The organism is Catenulispora sp. GAS73 (genome assembly GCF_041262085.1).
Taxonomy (GTDB): domain Bacteria; phylum Actinomycetota; class Actinomycetes; order Streptomycetales; family Catenulisporaceae; genus Catenulispora.
Genome location: NZ_JBGCCM010000032.1, coordinates 1 through 14,336, shown reverse-complemented (window position 1 = coordinate 14,336; position 14,336 = coordinate 1). Strand labels below are relative to the sequence as shown.

Sequence of the window (14,336 nt, the reverse complement as noted above, 5' to 3'; positions counted from 1 at the left end):
CGCTTCACTTCTGGAGCAGCCAGTCGACGGCGGCGGGAAAATCAGCAGCCGTATGCCAGGTCCCAGCGACATCGGCAGCCCGCTGATATTCGCCGGTTTTCACCCGAATAGCCCTGATGTCAACCCCCAAAGCCCCCGTAACATCTTTCTCAGGACGATCGCCGATAACAACGCACCGCCCGGGCCCGACACCGAGCCCCTCCAGAGCGGAGAGAAACGGCGCGGCATGGGGCTTGCGCACCGCACGTCCCCCCACCGCATCAGAGACGACGACGCACTCGAAGAACGCAGACAACCCCAACGCGCGCACCTTCCAAGCCTGCACATCAACGTCCCCATCAGTGACCACCGCGAGCCGCACCCCCGCCATCCGCAGCCGGGCCAGCGCCTCGCGCACCCCCGGATACGGCTCCAGCCGCCCCGGGCGATGAGCGCGGAAGACTGCTACCAGGCGGGCGATGAGGTCGGGGTCGGTTGATACCCCGACCCCCACGACTGCCAGGGCGCGGTCGATGATGCCGCCGCGGGCGGATCCGAGTGCTGAGTCGGCTTGGAGAGCGGCGAGGAATGCGGGCTCGTCGATTCCTTGGCGTGCGGCCTCCGCTGCTACTGCGCGCCAGGCGCCGTCGAGCCAGGAGGCTTGGGGGTAGAGGGTGTCGTCGAGATCGCATAGGACTGCCTCGACGTGGGTGGTGCCAGCGGTGCTCAGATAGCTGGCCCCACTTGCGAGATTTCGATGCATGCCGCCGCCGTTCATTTCCACGAGACTTCCACCTCGCGCTCCTCGCTCCCCGGCGCCGCGCGGCCCACGAAGTCCGGCTCCCGGAGTTGCAGCAGCCCGGCCGCCTCGGCCTCGGCGAGCGCGTCCACTGCGCGTGCGGATGCGAAGCCGTCCCCATACGGGCACTCCAAGGCGTCCACGCGCTTCAGCTCCGCCAGGTGGCCGAAGCGGGCGACGGCTGCCAGGGCCGCGTCGCCGTCGAGGCCGACGAGTTCCGATGCGCCGGCGGCCACGCCTTCCCAACGCGGTGTCGAGCGGCGGAGCACCACGGCCGGGATGCCGAACCACGACGCCTCCTCCTGGAGGCCGCCGGAGTCCGTCACCACCACGCGGGACGCGGCGAGCGCTGTCAGCATCTCCTGGTACGGCAGCGGCCCGACGACCCGGATGCCCGCGTCCGTCAGCGCGGTGAGCAGCCCGGCCGTGACGAGACGGTCGTGGGTGCGGGGGTGCGCGGGGAACAGCACCGGGCCGAAGGCGGGGTCCGAGGTGGCCAGGCCGGCGATGCGGACCAGCAGCTCCACCAGCGTCCGCAGGCGCGCGGGGGAGTCGACCGTCGATGCGCGGTGCGCCGTCACCAGGACGCCGGCGCGCGACTCCACCGGCACGCGGCCGACGCCCGACTCGCGCACCACGTCCACCACCGTGTTGCCGACCACGCGGATCCGGGCCGGGTCGACGCCCTCGGCGGTCAGGAAGCGTGCGGCCAGGGCCGTCGGTGCCAGGTGCAGCGAAGCCGTCGTGGCCGCGATGCGCCGGTTGACCTCCTCCATCGACGTCTCGTTGAACGAGCGCAGCCCCGCCTCCAGGTGCACCAGCGGGATGCAGGCGCGCCGTGCCGCCAGGCAGAACGTCGGCACCGTCATCGTGTCGCCCATCAGCAGCACGGCGTCTGCGGCGAACGCCGACACCTCCTCGACCGCGCGCTCCATCAGTGCGCCGAGGGCCGCCGCGGGGTCTGGCGGGAGGGCCCAGCGCGAATCAGGCTCCATATCCAGCGAGCGCAGGAACTCCTCGCCGAGCGCCGGATCGTAGTGCTGGCCGGTGAAGACCAGGCGGGTGGGCCACTCGCGGCGGCGCAGCTCGCGGACGACCGGCGCCAGCTTCACGATCTCCGGCCGGGTGCCGAACGGGATGGTGAGTCTCACCCTTCGAACACCTCACAGAACAGTCGCGACATCCGCACACCCGGCCGATACCCCAGACGCGAGCTCCGGATCGGCAATCCCCTGATTCCCCGCACGTATTCGCCCACCAGGTCCGCGCCGGCGGCCAGGGACAGGGGCAGCCCGCCGGAGAAGCGCGGATTGCACTCGACGAACACCACCTCGTCCGCGTCCGTCACGAAACCCTGGACGCACGCCACCCCGCACAACCCGACGGCCTCCAGCACCGCCGCGGCCCCTATGAGCACCCTGTCATCCGCGAACGTCTCGCCCTTCGTCGAGATCCCGCCGCGCGTCTCCAACCGCCAGCGCGGCACGCCGCCGGCGAACCGTCCGTCGCGGTCGACCAGCGCGTCGACCGTGAACTCCAGCCCCGACAACCGCGTCTGCACGATGGGATCCACGACGCGCCGCAGCGCCCACGCCACCTCGTCCATCGAGTCGCACGGATACACGTCACGCGAACCACGCCCGAACCGCGGCTTCACGATCCAGGGCCCTGGCACGTCGGACGCGGCGAAACCGGTCGCGGGCGTCGCGATCCCGGCCTCGGCCAAGACCCCCGCGAAGACGGCCTTGTCAGAGCACTGCTCCACGGCCTTCTGTGAAGGAACCCACACCGCGATCCCGTTGCCGGCAAGGTCTTCAGCGCGTGTTCCCAGCGCGACGAGCTCTTCAGCGACGGTCGAGACCACCGCGTCAGCACCCTGGGACACTGCGAGATCGCACAAAGTCTCGATGAATTTGGGGTCCCCTGCCATCGGCACGATCCCTGACACGTCACCCAACGAGAGCCCTGCAGCGGAAGCATCACAGTCCACTGCGACTGTACGCACGCCAGCGCGCAGCAGCGCATTGACGACCGAGACTCCGGCAGGCCCACCGACCCCTGTGACCAGCACTGTTTCCGTCATGTCACTCCTCCCACCAGCCGGTCGAAACCAACGCCTGCGAACCTTCACCCACCACCGACGCGGCGGGCACCTCCAGCCGCCCCCACAGCAACTCCTGCTTGGCCCACACCCGCAGCCGCACCAAAGCGACTGTGCACGCCGGCTCCCACCGATGCCGCATCACCGTCTGCGCCAACGCCTGCCGGACCCAGATGTCCTCCTCGGCCTCGGCGATCTCCAGCAGCAGCCGAGCGTTGCGTCCCACGCCGTTCTCGCCGGCTGTCTGTACCGCTGCGACGCGTGCCGCAGGGTCCGGGGCGACGAGGGCGACGCGAAGTTGCCGACGTACTCCGATCCTGGTCACAGCGCTGCGGACGGCCGCGGCGGCGACCAGTGAGCCGCCGATCGCCAATGCCACCGGTTCAGGACTCATGGCGTACCCCATCCGCGGTGGCAAGACAGAGGTCGTCCAAAGCCACCCCGTCCCTGGGCAGCAGGAACCACATCATCAACACAAACCCTCCGAGCGTGTAAGCGAAAGCGAAAAGAGATCCGACCCAGTCGTGGAACAGCACCAGCGCCGAAGGCCCGGTCAGCAGCCCGACACCGATCGATGCCGCGATCCGTGCGATGTTTCCCACGAACACCACCGCCATCGCGGATCCGACAGCGAGTGCCAGGCGACCCCGAGCCCCTGTCGGGCGCAGCACCGCGAGTCCGCCGAGCGCCAACAGCGAGGCCAGCGACGAGCACGCCGGTGTCAGGATCGCGGCGAACGATCCGCGTGACCGGGCGTCGACGATGATCGAAGCCTGATAACCGCGGGACACGTCGTCGACGCCGAGCGCGTGGAAGACGTCCACGGTCGCCGTGGTCTCCACGCCCCGCATCCACTGCTGCAACAGGACGAAACCGGCGATCGTGAGGGCCAGCAGCACCCCGATGCGCACGAACACCCGCCACGGCTCCGGCCTCACGACGCCACCTGCGGCGCCGAAGAACCCGACGCCCCTGGCCCCGATCCCGCCTCCGACCGATCCGTCCGCACCCACGTATAGGAGGACCCTGACAGCCCGTCGAACCAAGCCTTCCCGCACAACACCGCCGACACCAGGAACATCGGCAGAAACCACACCAGGGCCAGCACATCCGAACGCCGCGTCCGCGCCAACAACATCCCGCCGCCGATCTCCAGCAGCGGCCCCAGAAACAGCAGTGTCCACAACACGAACCCGCCCGGCACCGACGCCGCCGGCACCAGCCCAGCCGCCGACAGCACCAGCAATCCCAACGCCAGCAACGAAGCCACCGGCACGTGGTAGATCAGCAGGAACATCACCGTCTCGACACGTTCGAGCACTGATAAGTGCGAAGCCCGCCACACATGCCGCAGATAGTCCCGGCACACCTGCTGATGCCCCCGAGCCCACCGATACCGCTGCTTCCAGAACCGCTGCACCGTCGTGACGCCCTCCTCGTCGTCCACGGCGCCCGGCTCGTACCGCACACGCAGTCCCGACAGCAGCAGCCGCAGCGTCACGTCCGTGTCCTCCGTGACGCTGTGCACGTTCCACCCGCCCAGATCCCGCAGCGCCGCGAGCCGGATCGCGCAGTTCGCCCCGCCGTAGGCCGGCAACCCGAACACCGACTGCCGCCCGAACTCGTTGACCAGGTAGCCGGCCAGGTAGTCCACGGTGATCAGCCGAGTCAGCGGCGCGTCGGCGGCGTTGCGGATCCGGCATCGGCCCTGCACCGCGCCCACGCTCGGATCCTCGAAGTGCCGCACCAGCAGTGCCAGGCTGTCGCGGTGCGGCCGGTGGTCGGCGTCGAAGACCACGACGATCTCCCCGGTCAGCCGGGGCAGCGCGTAGTTCAAGGCAGCGGACTTGCCCGGAGGGCCGGAACCCGCGGGCCGATGCAGCGCCAGCAACCGCGATTCGGCAGCGGACCGACGATCGAGGATCTCGCCGGTCCCGTCGTCGGAGCCGTCGTCGACGATGACGATCTGCAGCAGCTCAGCCGGGTAGTCCAAGGCCAGCAACTCCGAAACGAGCCGATCGACGACCAGCCGCTCGTTCTTGCACGACACCAGCACCGACACCGCCGGCCGGTAGCCCGTCAGATCACCGAAGACCAGCGAATCGGACCGCGCGGCCGCGAGCGAATCAGGGTCCGCATGTCGTAGCGCGGAGACCGCGAAAGCGGTGTGTCGGACGAAGAAGCACAGGAAGACGGCATCGAGCAGATACACGACGCCCGCCGTCAGGACCGCAGTGCCCAGTACTGACCACAGCACGAGCACCGCACCGACTATGAACGCGTGTCTCGGCCATCCGGACGGAAGCCGGACGGCCGAGGCACGGCGATGGCTGGCGCGGCTCACGCGTTCACCGGCCCGCGGACGGTGCGTATTCGATACCTGAGACGTGCTGATCAACACGAGGACCGGAAAGGCCCGCGCTGCTCAGATCCCAAGCAAATCGCTCGGTTTCGAACGCCTCAGCGTGCCGTAACCGCGCCTGAAACCCACGGAAGCGCGCCTGCGCCGCGACCGCGTCCAGGTCCACCATCTGGTTCTTCAACACCTGCGATACGTGTGCCCGCAACGCCTTCAGTTTCCCGGGCAGGTGCTCGCCGGCGTCCACGAACACCGTCGGCGCGAACCCGAGCGACGACGGCGTCTCGTACATCAGGATCCTGCTGACCAGCCGCCCGGCCGCGAGCGTGGCCACCGCCGCCGAGCGGTGGTCCTGGTGGCTGTCGCGCGGCGAGTGCGTGTAGACGACGTCCGCGCCGGTGGCCCGGATCGCGTCCTCGACCACCGCTACCCCGGCGCGCCCCTCCGGCACCGCGCCGTCCTCGAAGCCGCCCCAGAACAGGTCGGCTCCGAGGATGGACGCGGCGATCTCCTGCTCCGACACCCGCGACGACTGGCCCTGCGGCCCGTGCTCACCACCGGTGAGCACGAGCAGCCCGACACTGTCGCCCCGGGCGCGGTGCGCCAGCAGGGCGGCGCCGCACCCGAGCTCCACGTCGTCCGGGTGCGCCCCGACGGCCAGCACCTTCACGCGCCGGCCCCGTCGCCGATCCCGCCGCCGAGCCCATCACCGTTTCCGCCGCCGGACGAACCCCGGTTCGAGCGCCGCTTGCGGAACTGGTAGCCGGTGAACAGCACGCCGAGCACCCCGGTCAGCACCACGCCGCCGACCGCGCCGACCGGCATGCCGGTCCCGCCGGTGATCGAGCAGCGGGACTGCGCGAGGTAGATGTCGCCGCCGCCCAGGGCGCCCAGGCCCGGCAGCAGGCGGATGTGCACGCCGTTGACCGTGATGCCCGGAGACCCGGCGCTGCCGGTCTGGGTCTGCTCGTTGAGGACGACGTCCGCGATGCCCGGGACGGTGAGGTGCGTGTTCGGCGCGGGGTTCGCGGCCACGGTCTGCCCGGCGATCATCACGTGGACCAGATCAGTGCTCGCCGACGCGCCCGAGCCCGTCGCAGTGCACTGTGACTTGATCGCGTTCTCCTGGCCGTGCAGTGCCGAATCGTCGCCGCCGAGCACCGCGTCCACGCGCAGCCCCTGCACCTCGGCGGTGCTGTGCACGCTGCCGCCCGGCGGCGTGCCAACCGTGCTGACGTCCAGGACGCCGAGCGTGGCCAGGTCCCCGACGCCGAGGCCGACGGCGTGCCCGGTGATCGTCGTCGCGCTGCCGCCCGGCGACGGCAGCGTCACCGCGGGTGCGGCCGGGACGTGCACGTGGACGCCGGCCAGGCTGACGTCCGCGGCCACGCCGAACGCGCCGCCGGCCACCGCCGCCGGCGCGGCTTGGGCGGCCGTGGTGCCGCCCAGGCACAAGGCCAGGCCCGCCGCGCACACGACCGTGCCCGCCGCGGCGATCCCCCAGCCCCGGGGGGTCAGACCTCGTTGATGTGCCCTCATAGTGCGGTCTGCTCCTCATCTCATGACTCGAAATCGCCTGACTCGAACGGGTCGAAGCTCGTGGCGGATGGGCCGAACCGCGTGTGGCGTCGGCCTGATCACCCGTAGTCTCGTGTTCCGGCGCGGGAATGAGATCGTGCAGGCGCCGTCACTTCGGTCTCATTCATCGGGAGTACTGACTGATCAGGATTGATCAGGTGACCAGGGGAGCGGGTCATGGCCGAGGGGACGATCGTGGTCTGCGACGCGTTGCGCGCCGTGGCCGACGCGCTGGCTGCCTACCTGCGGGGGGAGGGGCTGACCGTGGTCGCGACCGTGTCCGGGTCGGAAGAACTGCTCGCTGCGGTCGCCGAACACCGGCCGGAGGTGGTGCTGGTGGACGTCGCGGTCTTCCGCAGCCATCCCGGACGTCTGATCAGGTCCCTGGCGCGGGTCGGAGATGCCAAGGTCCTGATTCTCGGGCCGACGACGGCGGTGGACGAGGCGGTGGAGGCGATGCAGGACGGCGTTCAGGGGTGGATTCTGACCGAGTCGTCGAGTACGGAGATGGTGAGGGCGATCCGCGGCGCGCTGGTCGGCGAGTACTGGGTGTCTTTTGAGCTGGTGACGGAGGTCTTGCGCACCTATACCCTCTCCGACCTGCGTGGCGAAGGCCCGGAGAGTACGGACTCGGATGTGCGGGTGGCGGCGCTCGGCGAGCGGGAGAAGCTCGTGCTCGAATGCCTGGTCGAGGGGCTGGACCGGCGCGCCATCGCGCGGCGGATGGCCGTCTCCGAGCACACGGTCAGGACCCACGTCAGGCGGATCCTGAAGAAGCTGGACGCGCACAGCATGCTGGAGGCGGCGGCCATCGGCCGGCAGGCGGGGCTGGGCGGCGGGACTTGAGATCTTCACCTTTTAGTGTCATCGAGTGACCGGACGTTCCGGGGCCTCGTTGACGTGGTGTGAGAGTCATGCTCTGCGACGCGTATCGGCTGTTCGCTGAGGCGTTCGCGTCGGCGTTGCGGCAGCGCGGTCATGACGTGGTCGACGTCAGCTTCGATCCGCGTGCCTTGGCGAGCAGTGGCCATGAAGCAGACATCTGCGTCGTCGACTTCGGGCCGCCGACGCCCGAGCTGGCGGCGTTGGCGGACGCGGCGAACCTCCGCGGCGCGAAGGTCCTGGCGTTGACCACCGAGCAGGACGCCGCGCCGTTGCACGCGCTGATCACTGCGGGCGTGGACGGGCTGATGTCGAAGCGGCGCACGCTGGAGGAGATCGTGGCGGCGATAGAGCGACTGCATGCCGGCGCCGGGTACTACGACCCGGTTCTGGTGCGGCACGCGGTGACGACGCGGCGGCCCGGTACGGAGTCCGCGGCGCGGCGGCTGACCGGGGCGTTGACTCCGCGGGAGTTGGAGGTGCTGCGGCAGCTGGTCGGCGGGGCCTCGACCGGCGGGATGGCCGCGGCGATGGGGATCTCGGTGACGACGGTGCGGAGTCACACGCAGGCGGTGCTGAACAAGCTGGGAGTGAACTCGCGGTTGCAGGCGGCGGCTTGTGCGGTGAGCTACGGGCTTGTGGAGCCGACTGCGTGAGGCGGCGCAAGACACCAGCACCAGAGCACCAGCACCAACACCAACCGTGAACCGCCAAGCGCCACCCAAAAGGCGCCGGGGCAGCCGATCCTCCCACAGCTCGGCCACCCCGGCGGGTCCGCGTCCTACCGGCAGCGATCAGGACGCGGAGTCTGGAGGTGTCTGCACACGGCCCGTCGGCCTCTGGATGAACGCTCAGACGCGGGCCAGCGGCGGCCGCGCCGCTCGTCGCACGGCGGCCGGCGCCGGCTCCGGGAAATGGTCCTCGGGGCGGGCCACGTTGAAGCGTTCCCGCAGCGTGCCGACGTCGTACTCGGTGCGGAACAGTCCGCGTCGCTGGAGGACCGGCACCACGTGGTCCACGAACGCCGTGAGTCCGCCCGGCAGGATCGGCGGCGCCACGGTGAAGCCGTCGGCCGCCCCGGCCTGCGACCATTCCTGCAGCGAGTCGGCGATCTGGTCCGGCGTGCCGACCACCGCGCGGTGGCCGCGCCCGCCGCTCAGGCGCGCGACGATCTGGCCCACCGTCAGGCGTTCGCGGATCGCCAGGTCGGTAATCAGCGCGAACCGGTGGTCGGTCAGGTCCTCCTCGCGCGGCAGCAGGCCGGCGGGGATCGGCCGGTCGGGGTCGAGCCCTGACACGTCGACGTCCAGCAGGTCGGACAGCTGGCTCACGCCCGGCTCCGCGAGCTGCAGCTCGGTCAGCTCCCGCGCCAGCCGCCGGGCCTCGGCCTCCGTGGAGCCGATCACCGGCGCGATGCCCGGCAAGATGACGGGGACGTGGGCTTCCCGGCCGTAGGCGGCGGCGCGCGCCTTCACCTCGTGCGAGAATGCCGTCGCGTCGGCGATGTTCTGCTGGGCCGTGAGCACGACCTCGGCGTACCGTGCCGCGAACTCCTGGCCGTCGGCGGAGGAGGCCGTGTGCACGAGCAGCGGCCAGCCCTGCGGTGTGCGCTGCACGTTGAGCGGGCCACGCACCTTGAAGAACAGGCCGGTGTGCTCGACCTCGCGGATGCGGTCCGGGTCGGCGTAGCGGCCAGCGCGGCGGTCGTGCACCACGGCGTCGTCGGCCCAGCTGTCCCACAGCTGCGTGGCGACGTCCAGGAACTCCGCCGCGCGCTCGTAGCGCACCGCGTGCTCGACCGGCTCGTCCAGGTTGAAGTTGGCGGCCTCGGCCAGGTCGCCGCCGGTGGCCACGTTCCAGCCGGCGCGGCCGTGCGAGATGTGGTCCAGCGAGGCCAGGGTGCGCGCCAGGATGTAGGGCTCGTAGAAGGTGGTCGAGGCGGTGGCGATCAGGCCGATGTGCTCGGTGGCCGTGGCCAGCGCCGTGAGCAGGGTCAGCGGCTCCAGGCCGGCGGCGACGGTGGCGTCGGGGCGGCTGCGGACCGCCAGGCTGTCGGCCAGGAAGACCGCGTCGAACAGCCCGCGCTCGGCGGTGCGGGCCAGCTCGATGTGGTAGTCGACGTCCAGGGTCCGGTCGCCGCCGCTGGCCGGGTGGCGCCAGGCGGCGTCGTGGTGGCCGGGGGCGTGCAGGAATGCGTTCAGGTGGAGCGGGCGGACATTGCGTGCGGGCATGAAGTGGCTCCCCGGAATGGGATTCTTCGGTGGCCGAAGATTAGTGGGGTCCGAATATTTCGGAGGCAGAAACTAATGTGCCTGGAGACTGGCTGGGGCCCAGCTCAGGGGCGTCGAGTCAGTATGCGCACGCAGGACAGATCGCGCTCGCGGTCCGGCGCAGATCGACGTGACGGCGAGCCACGAGAACAGTGGCGCGTCTCATGTTCTGAGAATGACAGCAAATCTCAGGGAACGTCAATATCGCGGGATATCCGTCTCAGTATTCGGCGCGATACGGCGTGATTCGGCGGTGAATCGCCGCGGTTCGGCCAAGTGGCCCAGACAAGCGAGCCAAGATCGGCTCTACCGGCCCGCGACCACCCGGCCGTAGTGTTCGGGGCATGTCCTACCCCTCACCTCGCTACTTCGCCGAGCAGGGCGAAGTCAGCGCCACGTTCCGGACCTCCGACGCCGAGCCCGAGCTGAACATCGGGGTCGCCTCGCGCGTCAGCCTGCTGTCCACCGGCGAGACCACGGGCGGTCTGTACGGCCTGTACCGCTGGGACCTGCTCCCGGGCAAGCCGCAGAGCACGACGCCGAGCGGGCACTACCACCGCACGTTCTCCGAGGCCTTCTTCATCCTGGACGGCAGCGTCGCGCTCTACGACGGCGAGACGTGGCGCGACGCGAACGCCGGCGACTACCTGTTCGTGCCGCCGGGCGGCGTGCACAGCTTCGCGAACACCTCGGGGGAGGCGGCCTCGATGCTGGTGCTGTTCGCGCCGGGGGCGCCGCGCGAGCCGTATTTCGAGGAACTGGCGGAGATCCGGAACGCGGGGCGGGTGTTGTCGCCGGAGGAGTGGACCGAGCTCTACGCGCGGCACGACCAGTTCATGACCTGATCGAGGAGATCAGGCATCTGGCTTGGAAGCCCGAAGTGAGAAGGTGATCGGCACCGGCGTCCCGCCCTCGGTGAAGCGTTCCAGGACCAGGCCCGCGGCGGTCACCATGTGCAGCAGGTCGGGTAGCGGCCAGTGCGTCGCCCCGACCTTGTCGCGTACGCCGTTCGACGTCCACGAGTCCGTCGTCCACCGCCCCGCGTCGAGGTAGCCGGGGCGGATGACCGCCGCCGCCGGATCGCCGCGGTCGGCGAACCCGCCGCAGAAGCACGGATGCACGCCGACGTGCACGAACCTCCCGCCGGGCCGCAGGATCCGCGCGGCCTCGGCGACGACGCGCGCGTAGCCCGGCATGTCGGTGTGGACCATCACCGCGATCACGGCGTCGAGCGCCCCCGTCCCGATCGGGAGGTGTTCGGCGTCGGCGCGCGCGACCGGAAGCCGGCCGGCGGCGTACGCCAGCATCCCCGAGGAGAGGTCGACGCCGACCGGCGTCCAGCCGAGCGCACGGACCGTCGCGGCGTGCGCTCCAGTGCCGCACCCGATCTCCAGACAGGCGGGGCCCGTTCCCTCGGGTGCTGTTCCGAGCAGCGTGGTGATGGCGGCATCGACACCGATCGGATCGGAATCGCCCTGCGCGGCGAGGAATTCCGTCTCGTACCAGTCGGCGATCGCGTCGTACGGGGCAGGCGTGGAGTTCGGCATGTCTTCCACATTGCCTACCGCCCGGCCCGCCGTCCCCGGGTTCTCTTCGAGCGATCACTCATCTGCTCACAGCAGACGCCGACCTGCGCAAACCCCGCTGCCTTCCGCCACTGGGTATGCGATCGCTCACAGCGAACAATCCCTCGGGAACACCGCGCGGCCCTCAGACATTGAGTGAGTCAGACTCAACTTACTTCTTGTAGGGAGCCACAGCGAATGAGTGAGAACATGACCGGCGCGACCAAGGCCTTCCCGGTCATCCCGCTGGACGACGCGGTCGTCCTGCCGGGCATGGTCGTGCCGCTGGATTTGTCCGACTCCGAGACCCGTGCGGCCGTCGACGCCGCCGCCAACGGCCCCACACGCGGGGGCAAGCCGCAGGTGCTGCTCGTGCCGCGGCTGGACGGCAACTACGCCAAGTCCGGCGTCGTCGGCATCATCGAGCAGACCGGCCGGATGGCCGGCTCCGGGCGCATGGTCGCCGTGGTGCGCGGGACGCACCGGGCCACCATCGGCGTCGGGACCACCGGTCCGGGCGCGGCCCTGTGGGTCGAGGCGATCGTGCTCGAAGAGCCGCCGATCACCTCCAAGACCCGCGAGTTGGCCAAGGAGTACAAGGACCTGGCCATCGAGATCCTGCAGCACCGCGAGGCCTTCCAGGTCGTCGACATGGTGCAGCAGATCTCCGACCCCTCGCAGCTGGCGGACTCCGCCGGCTACGCGCCGTACCTGAAGGCCGTGCAGAAGGTCGAGCTGCTGGAGACGCTGAGCGTCGACGAGCGGCTGGAGAAGCTGCTGACCTGGGGTCGCGAGCACCTGGTGGAGCTGGACGTCAACGAGTCTATCCGCAAGGACGTCGAGGACGGGATGGAGAAGCAGCAGCGCGAGTTTCTGCTGCGCCGCCAGCTTTCTGCCATCCGTAAGGAACTGGCTGAACTCGACGGCAAGGAGGCCTCCGAAGAGGAGGACTACCGGTCCCGCGTCGAGACCGCTGACCTTCCCGACAAGGTCCGCGAGGCGGCGCTGAAGGAAGTGGACAAGCTGGAGCGCTCCGGGGACCAGAACCCCGAGGCCGGCTGGATCCGCACCTGGCTGGACACCGTCCTGGAGATGCCGTGGAGCGAGCGCTCCGAGGACTCCTACGACATCGCCGGCGCGCGCGCCGTCCTGGACGCCGACCACGCGGGTCTGGACGACGTCAAGGAGCGGATCGTCGAGTACCTGGCCGTGCGGAAGAAGCGCCAGGACAAGGGCCTGGAGCTGGTCGGCGGACGTCGTTCCGGCGCGGTGCTGGCCCTGGTCGGCCCGCCCGGCGTCGGCAAGACGAGCCTCGGCGAGTCAGTGGCGCGCGCCATGGGTCGCAAGTTCGTGCGCGTCGCCCTCGGCGGCGTGCGGGACGAGGCCGAGATCCGCGGTCACCGGCGTACCTACGTCGGTGCGCTGCCCGGCCGGATCGTGAGGGCGATCAAGGACGCCGGAACGATGAACCCGGTCGTGCTGCTCGACGAGATCGACAAGGTCGGCGCCGACTACCGCGGCGACCCGACGGCGGCTCTGCTGGAGGTCCTGGACCCGGCGCAGAACCACACGTTCCGCGACCACTACCTGGAGGTCGAGCTCGACCTGTCGGACGTGGTGTTCCTGGCCACGGCCAACGTCCTGGAGTCCATCCCGGGCCCGCTGCTGGACCGCATGGAGCTGGTGCGGCTCGACGGCTACACCGAGGACGAGAAGGTCCTGATCGCCCGCGACCACCTGCTGCCGCGCCAGATCGACCGCGCCGGGCTGTCCACCGACGAGGTGGCGTTCGACGACGAGGCGCTGCGGCTGCTGGCTCAGCAGTACACGCGGGAGGCCGGTGTGCGTGATTTGGAGCGCGCCATCTCCCGGGTGCTGCGCAAGGTCGCTGCGAAGACGGCCCTGGCGGATTCTGAAGCCGCGGCCAAAAGCCAGGCGACGGTTCTGGATCAGGACGCTGAAGTCGCATCCGACGACGCACGTGTTGCGGACGCGGCTGACATCGAGGTGACCACCGAGGCGACCCCAGAGGGTTCGAAGGGTACACTGACCGAGCTCACCATCACGGTCGAGAACCTGAAGGACTACCTGGGCCGTCCCCGCCACACCCCGGAGACCGCCGACCGCCTGGCCGTGCCCGGCGTGGCGACGGGCCTGGCGGTGACCGGCGCCGGCGGCGAGGTGCTCTTCGTCGAGGCCTCCCTGTCCGACCCGGAGACCGGCGGCACCGGCCTGTCCCTGACCGGCCAGCTGGGCGACGTGATGAAGGAGTCGGCGCAGATCGCGCTGAGCTACCTGCGCTCGCACGGCGCCGAACTGGAGCTGCCGGTGGCGGACCTCAGCAAGCGCGCGGTGCACGTCCACGTGCCGGCCGGGGCCCAGCCCAAGGACGGTCCGAGCGCCGGCGTCACGATGACCACGGCCCTGGCCTCGCTCCTGAGCGGCCGCCTGGTCCGCAAGGACGTGGCGATGACCGGCGAGGTGTCCCTGACCGGCCGGGTCCTGCCGATCGGCGGCGTGAAGCAGAAGCTGCTGGCCGCGCACCAGGCCGGTGCGACGACCGTGCTGCTGCCCAAGCGCAACGGTCCGGACCTGGACGACGTCCCGGACGAGGTGCTGGACAAGCTGACCGTGCACCTGGTCGGCGACGTGCGCGAGGTCCTGGACCTCGCCCTGGAGCCCGCGGAGCGCCCTGTCGCTGTGGCTGCCGTCTAGAAGGCTGCTGAAGATGTTTGGTTCTGGCCTCGTCGTTTTGTTGACGGGGCCAGACTGCTTCTATGCAGGGTGAGTGGACCGGTGAGCT

General features: G+C 70.2%; 15 protein-coding genes. 4 read left to right on the top strand and 11 right to left on the bottom strand.

Annotated features, from left to right (window positions below; genetic code table 11):
- Positions 1 to 4 precede the first annotated feature (4 nt).
- The 8 genes from ABH935_RS37480 to ABH935_RS37445 all read right to left on the bottom strand — a co-directional run bounded on the left by ABH935_RS37480 (position 5) and on the right by ABH935_RS37445 (position 6,777).
- The gene (locus tag ABH935_RS37480; protein WP_370382813.1) at positions 5 to 757 is read right to left on the bottom strand and encodes an HAD family hydrolase; all 753 of its coding nucleotides are present in this window, start codon (positions 755 to 757) and stop codon (positions 5 to 7) included.
- Positions 754 to 1,929, bottom strand: coding sequence for a non-hydrolyzing UDP-N-acetylglucosamine 2-epimerase (gene wecB, locus ABH935_RS37475; RefSeq protein ID WP_370382722.1), 1,176 nt, complete (start codon positions 1,927 to 1,929; stop codon positions 754 to 756). Before wecB ends, ABH935_RS37480 begins: the two co-directional genes overlap by 4 nt.
- The gene (locus ABH935_RS37470; RefSeq protein ID WP_370382721.1) at positions 1,926 to 2,861 is read right to left on the bottom strand and encodes an ATP-grasp domain-containing protein; all 936 of its coding nucleotides are present in this window, start codon (positions 2,859 to 2,861) and stop codon (positions 1,926 to 1,928) included. The genes wecB and ABH935_RS37470 overlap by 4 nt, the downstream gene beginning before the upstream one ends.
- A gap of 1 nt (position 2,862) precedes the next feature.
- Positions 2,863 to 3,273: a hypothetical protein gene (locus ABH935_RS37465; RefSeq protein WP_370382720.1), complete on the bottom strand. Its 411-nt coding sequence runs from the start codon at positions 3,271 to 3,273 to the stop codon at positions 2,863 to 2,865.
- Positions 3,263 to 3,817: an exosortase/archaeosortase family protein gene (locus ABH935_RS37460; RefSeq protein ID WP_370382719.1), complete on the bottom strand. Its 555-nt coding sequence runs from the start codon at positions 3,815 to 3,817 to the stop codon at positions 3,263 to 3,265. Before ABH935_RS37460 ends, ABH935_RS37465 begins: the two co-directional genes overlap by 11 nt.
- Positions 3,814 to 5,142 carry a glycosyltransferase family 2 protein gene (locus ABH935_RS37455; protein ID WP_370382718.1) on the bottom strand — a complete coding sequence of 443 codons (1,329 nt, stop codon included), beginning with the start codon at positions 5,140 to 5,142 and terminating at the stop codon, positions 3,814 to 3,816. The genes ABH935_RS37460 and ABH935_RS37455 overlap by 4 nt, the downstream gene beginning before the upstream one ends.
- Before the next feature lie 85 nt (positions 5,143 to 5,227).
- Entirely contained in the window at positions 5,228 to 5,908 is a 681-nt protein-coding gene (locus ABH935_RS37450; RefSeq protein ID WP_370382717.1) for a PIG-L deacetylase family protein, read from the bottom strand.
- A complete protein-coding gene (locus ABH935_RS37445) occupies positions 5,905 to 6,777 on the bottom strand; it encodes a choice-of-anchor P family protein (protein ID WP_370382716.1) in 873 nt (290 codons plus the stop codon). Before ABH935_RS37445 ends, ABH935_RS37450 begins: the two co-directional genes overlap by 4 nt.
- Positions 6,778 to 6,993: 216 nt before the next feature.
- Between ABH935_RS37445 and ABH935_RS37440 the strand changes: the two genes are divergently transcribed.
- Together ABH935_RS37440 and ABH935_RS37435 are read left to right on the top strand one after the other, a co-directional pair.
- Positions 6,994 to 7,662: a LuxR C-terminal-related transcriptional regulator gene (locus ABH935_RS37440; protein ID WP_370382715.1), complete on the top strand. Its 669-nt coding sequence runs from the start codon at positions 6,994 to 6,996 to the stop codon at positions 7,660 to 7,662.
- Between the two features lie 68 nt (positions 7,663 to 7,730).
- On the top strand, positions 7,731 to 8,354 hold the full coding sequence (locus tag ABH935_RS37435) for a LuxR C-terminal-related transcriptional regulator (protein ID WP_370382714.1): 624 nt from the start codon (positions 7,731 to 7,733) through the stop codon (positions 8,352 to 8,354).
- Positions 8,355 to 8,549: 195 nt separating this feature from the next.
- On the opposite strand, the gene ABH935_RS37430 is transcribed toward ABH935_RS37435, so the two are convergent.
- Positions 8,550 to 9,929: an LLM class flavin-dependent oxidoreductase gene (locus tag ABH935_RS37430; protein WP_370382713.1), complete on the bottom strand. Its 1,380-nt coding sequence runs from the start codon at positions 9,927 to 9,929 to the stop codon at positions 8,550 to 8,552.
- Between the two features lie 118 nt (positions 9,930 to 10,047).
- Positions 10,048 to 10,134 (bottom strand): putative leader peptide, encoded by an 87-nt coding sequence (locus ABH935_RS37425; protein ID WP_370353282.1) that lies wholly within the window; start codon positions 10,132 to 10,134, stop codon positions 10,048 to 10,050.
- Between the two features lie 178 nt (positions 10,135 to 10,312).
- On the opposite strand from ABH935_RS37425, the gene ABH935_RS37420 reads away from it, so the two are divergent.
- Positions 10,313 to 10,813 (top strand): cupin domain-containing protein, encoded by a 501-nt coding sequence (locus ABH935_RS37420; RefSeq protein WP_370382712.1) that lies wholly within the window; start codon positions 10,313 to 10,315, stop codon positions 10,811 to 10,813.
- 9 nt (positions 10,814 to 10,822) lie between these two features.
- On the opposite strand, the gene ABH935_RS37415 is transcribed toward ABH935_RS37420, so the two are convergent.
- On the bottom strand, positions 10,823 to 11,515 hold the full coding sequence (locus ABH935_RS37415; protein WP_370382711.1) for a class I SAM-dependent methyltransferase: 693 nt from the start codon (positions 11,513 to 11,515) through the stop codon (positions 10,823 to 10,825).
- A 216-nt stretch (positions 11,516 to 11,731) separates the two neighbouring features.
- On the opposite strand from ABH935_RS37415, the gene lon reads away from it, so the two are divergent.
- Entirely contained in the window at positions 11,732 to 14,248 is a 2,517-nt protein-coding gene (gene lon / locus ABH935_RS37410; protein WP_370382710.1) for an endopeptidase La, read from the top strand.
- Positions 14,249 to 14,336: the final 88 nt, after the last annotated feature.

What these genes read in the sequence shown, in the direction of transcription:
- ABH935_RS37430 (WP_370382713.1), bottom strand. Translation starts at nt 9,929, where the DNA reads ATGCCCGCACGCAATGTCCGCCCGCTCCACCTGAACGCATTCCTGCAC.
- ABH935_RS37480 (WP_370382813.1), bottom strand. Translation starts at nt 757, where the DNA reads ATGAACGGCGGCGGCATGCATCGAAATCTCGCAAGTGGGGCCAGCTAT.
- ABH935_RS37440 (WP_370382715.1), top strand. Translation starts at nt 6,994, where the DNA reads ATGGCCGAGGGGACGATCGTGGTCTGCGACGCGTTGCGCGCCGTGGCC.
- lon (WP_370382710.1), top strand. Translation starts at nt 11,732, where the DNA reads ATGAGTGAGAACATGACCGGCGCGACCAAGGCCTTCCCGGTCATCCCG.
- ABH935_RS37420 (WP_370382712.1), top strand. Translation starts at nt 10,313, where the DNA reads ATGTCCTACCCCTCACCTCGCTACTTCGCCGAGCAGGGCGAAGTCAGC.
- ABH935_RS37435 (WP_370382714.1), top strand. Translation starts at nt 7,731, where the DNA reads ATGCTCTGCGACGCGTATCGGCTGTTCGCTGAGGCGTTCGCGTCGGCG.
- ABH935_RS37470 (WP_370382721.1), bottom strand. Translation starts at nt 2,861, where the DNA reads ATGACGGAAACAGTGCTGGTCACAGGGGTCGGTGGGCCTGCCGGAGTC.
- ABH935_RS37445 (WP_370382716.1), bottom strand. Translation starts at nt 6,777, where the DNA reads ATGAGGGCACATCAACGAGGTCTGACCCCCCGGGGCTGGGGGATCGCC.
- ABH935_RS37465 (WP_370382720.1), bottom strand. Translation starts at nt 3,273, where the DNA reads ATGAGTCCTGAACCGGTGGCATTGGCGATCGGCGGCTCACTGGTCGCC.
- ABH935_RS37425 (WP_370353282.1), bottom strand. Translation starts at nt 10,134, where the DNA reads ATGAGACGCGCCACTGTTCTCGTGGCTCGCCGTCACGTCGATCTGCGC.
- ABH935_RS37415 (WP_370382711.1), bottom strand. Translation starts at nt 11,515, where the DNA reads ATGCCGAACTCCACGCCTGCCCCGTACGACGCGATCGCCGACTGGTAC.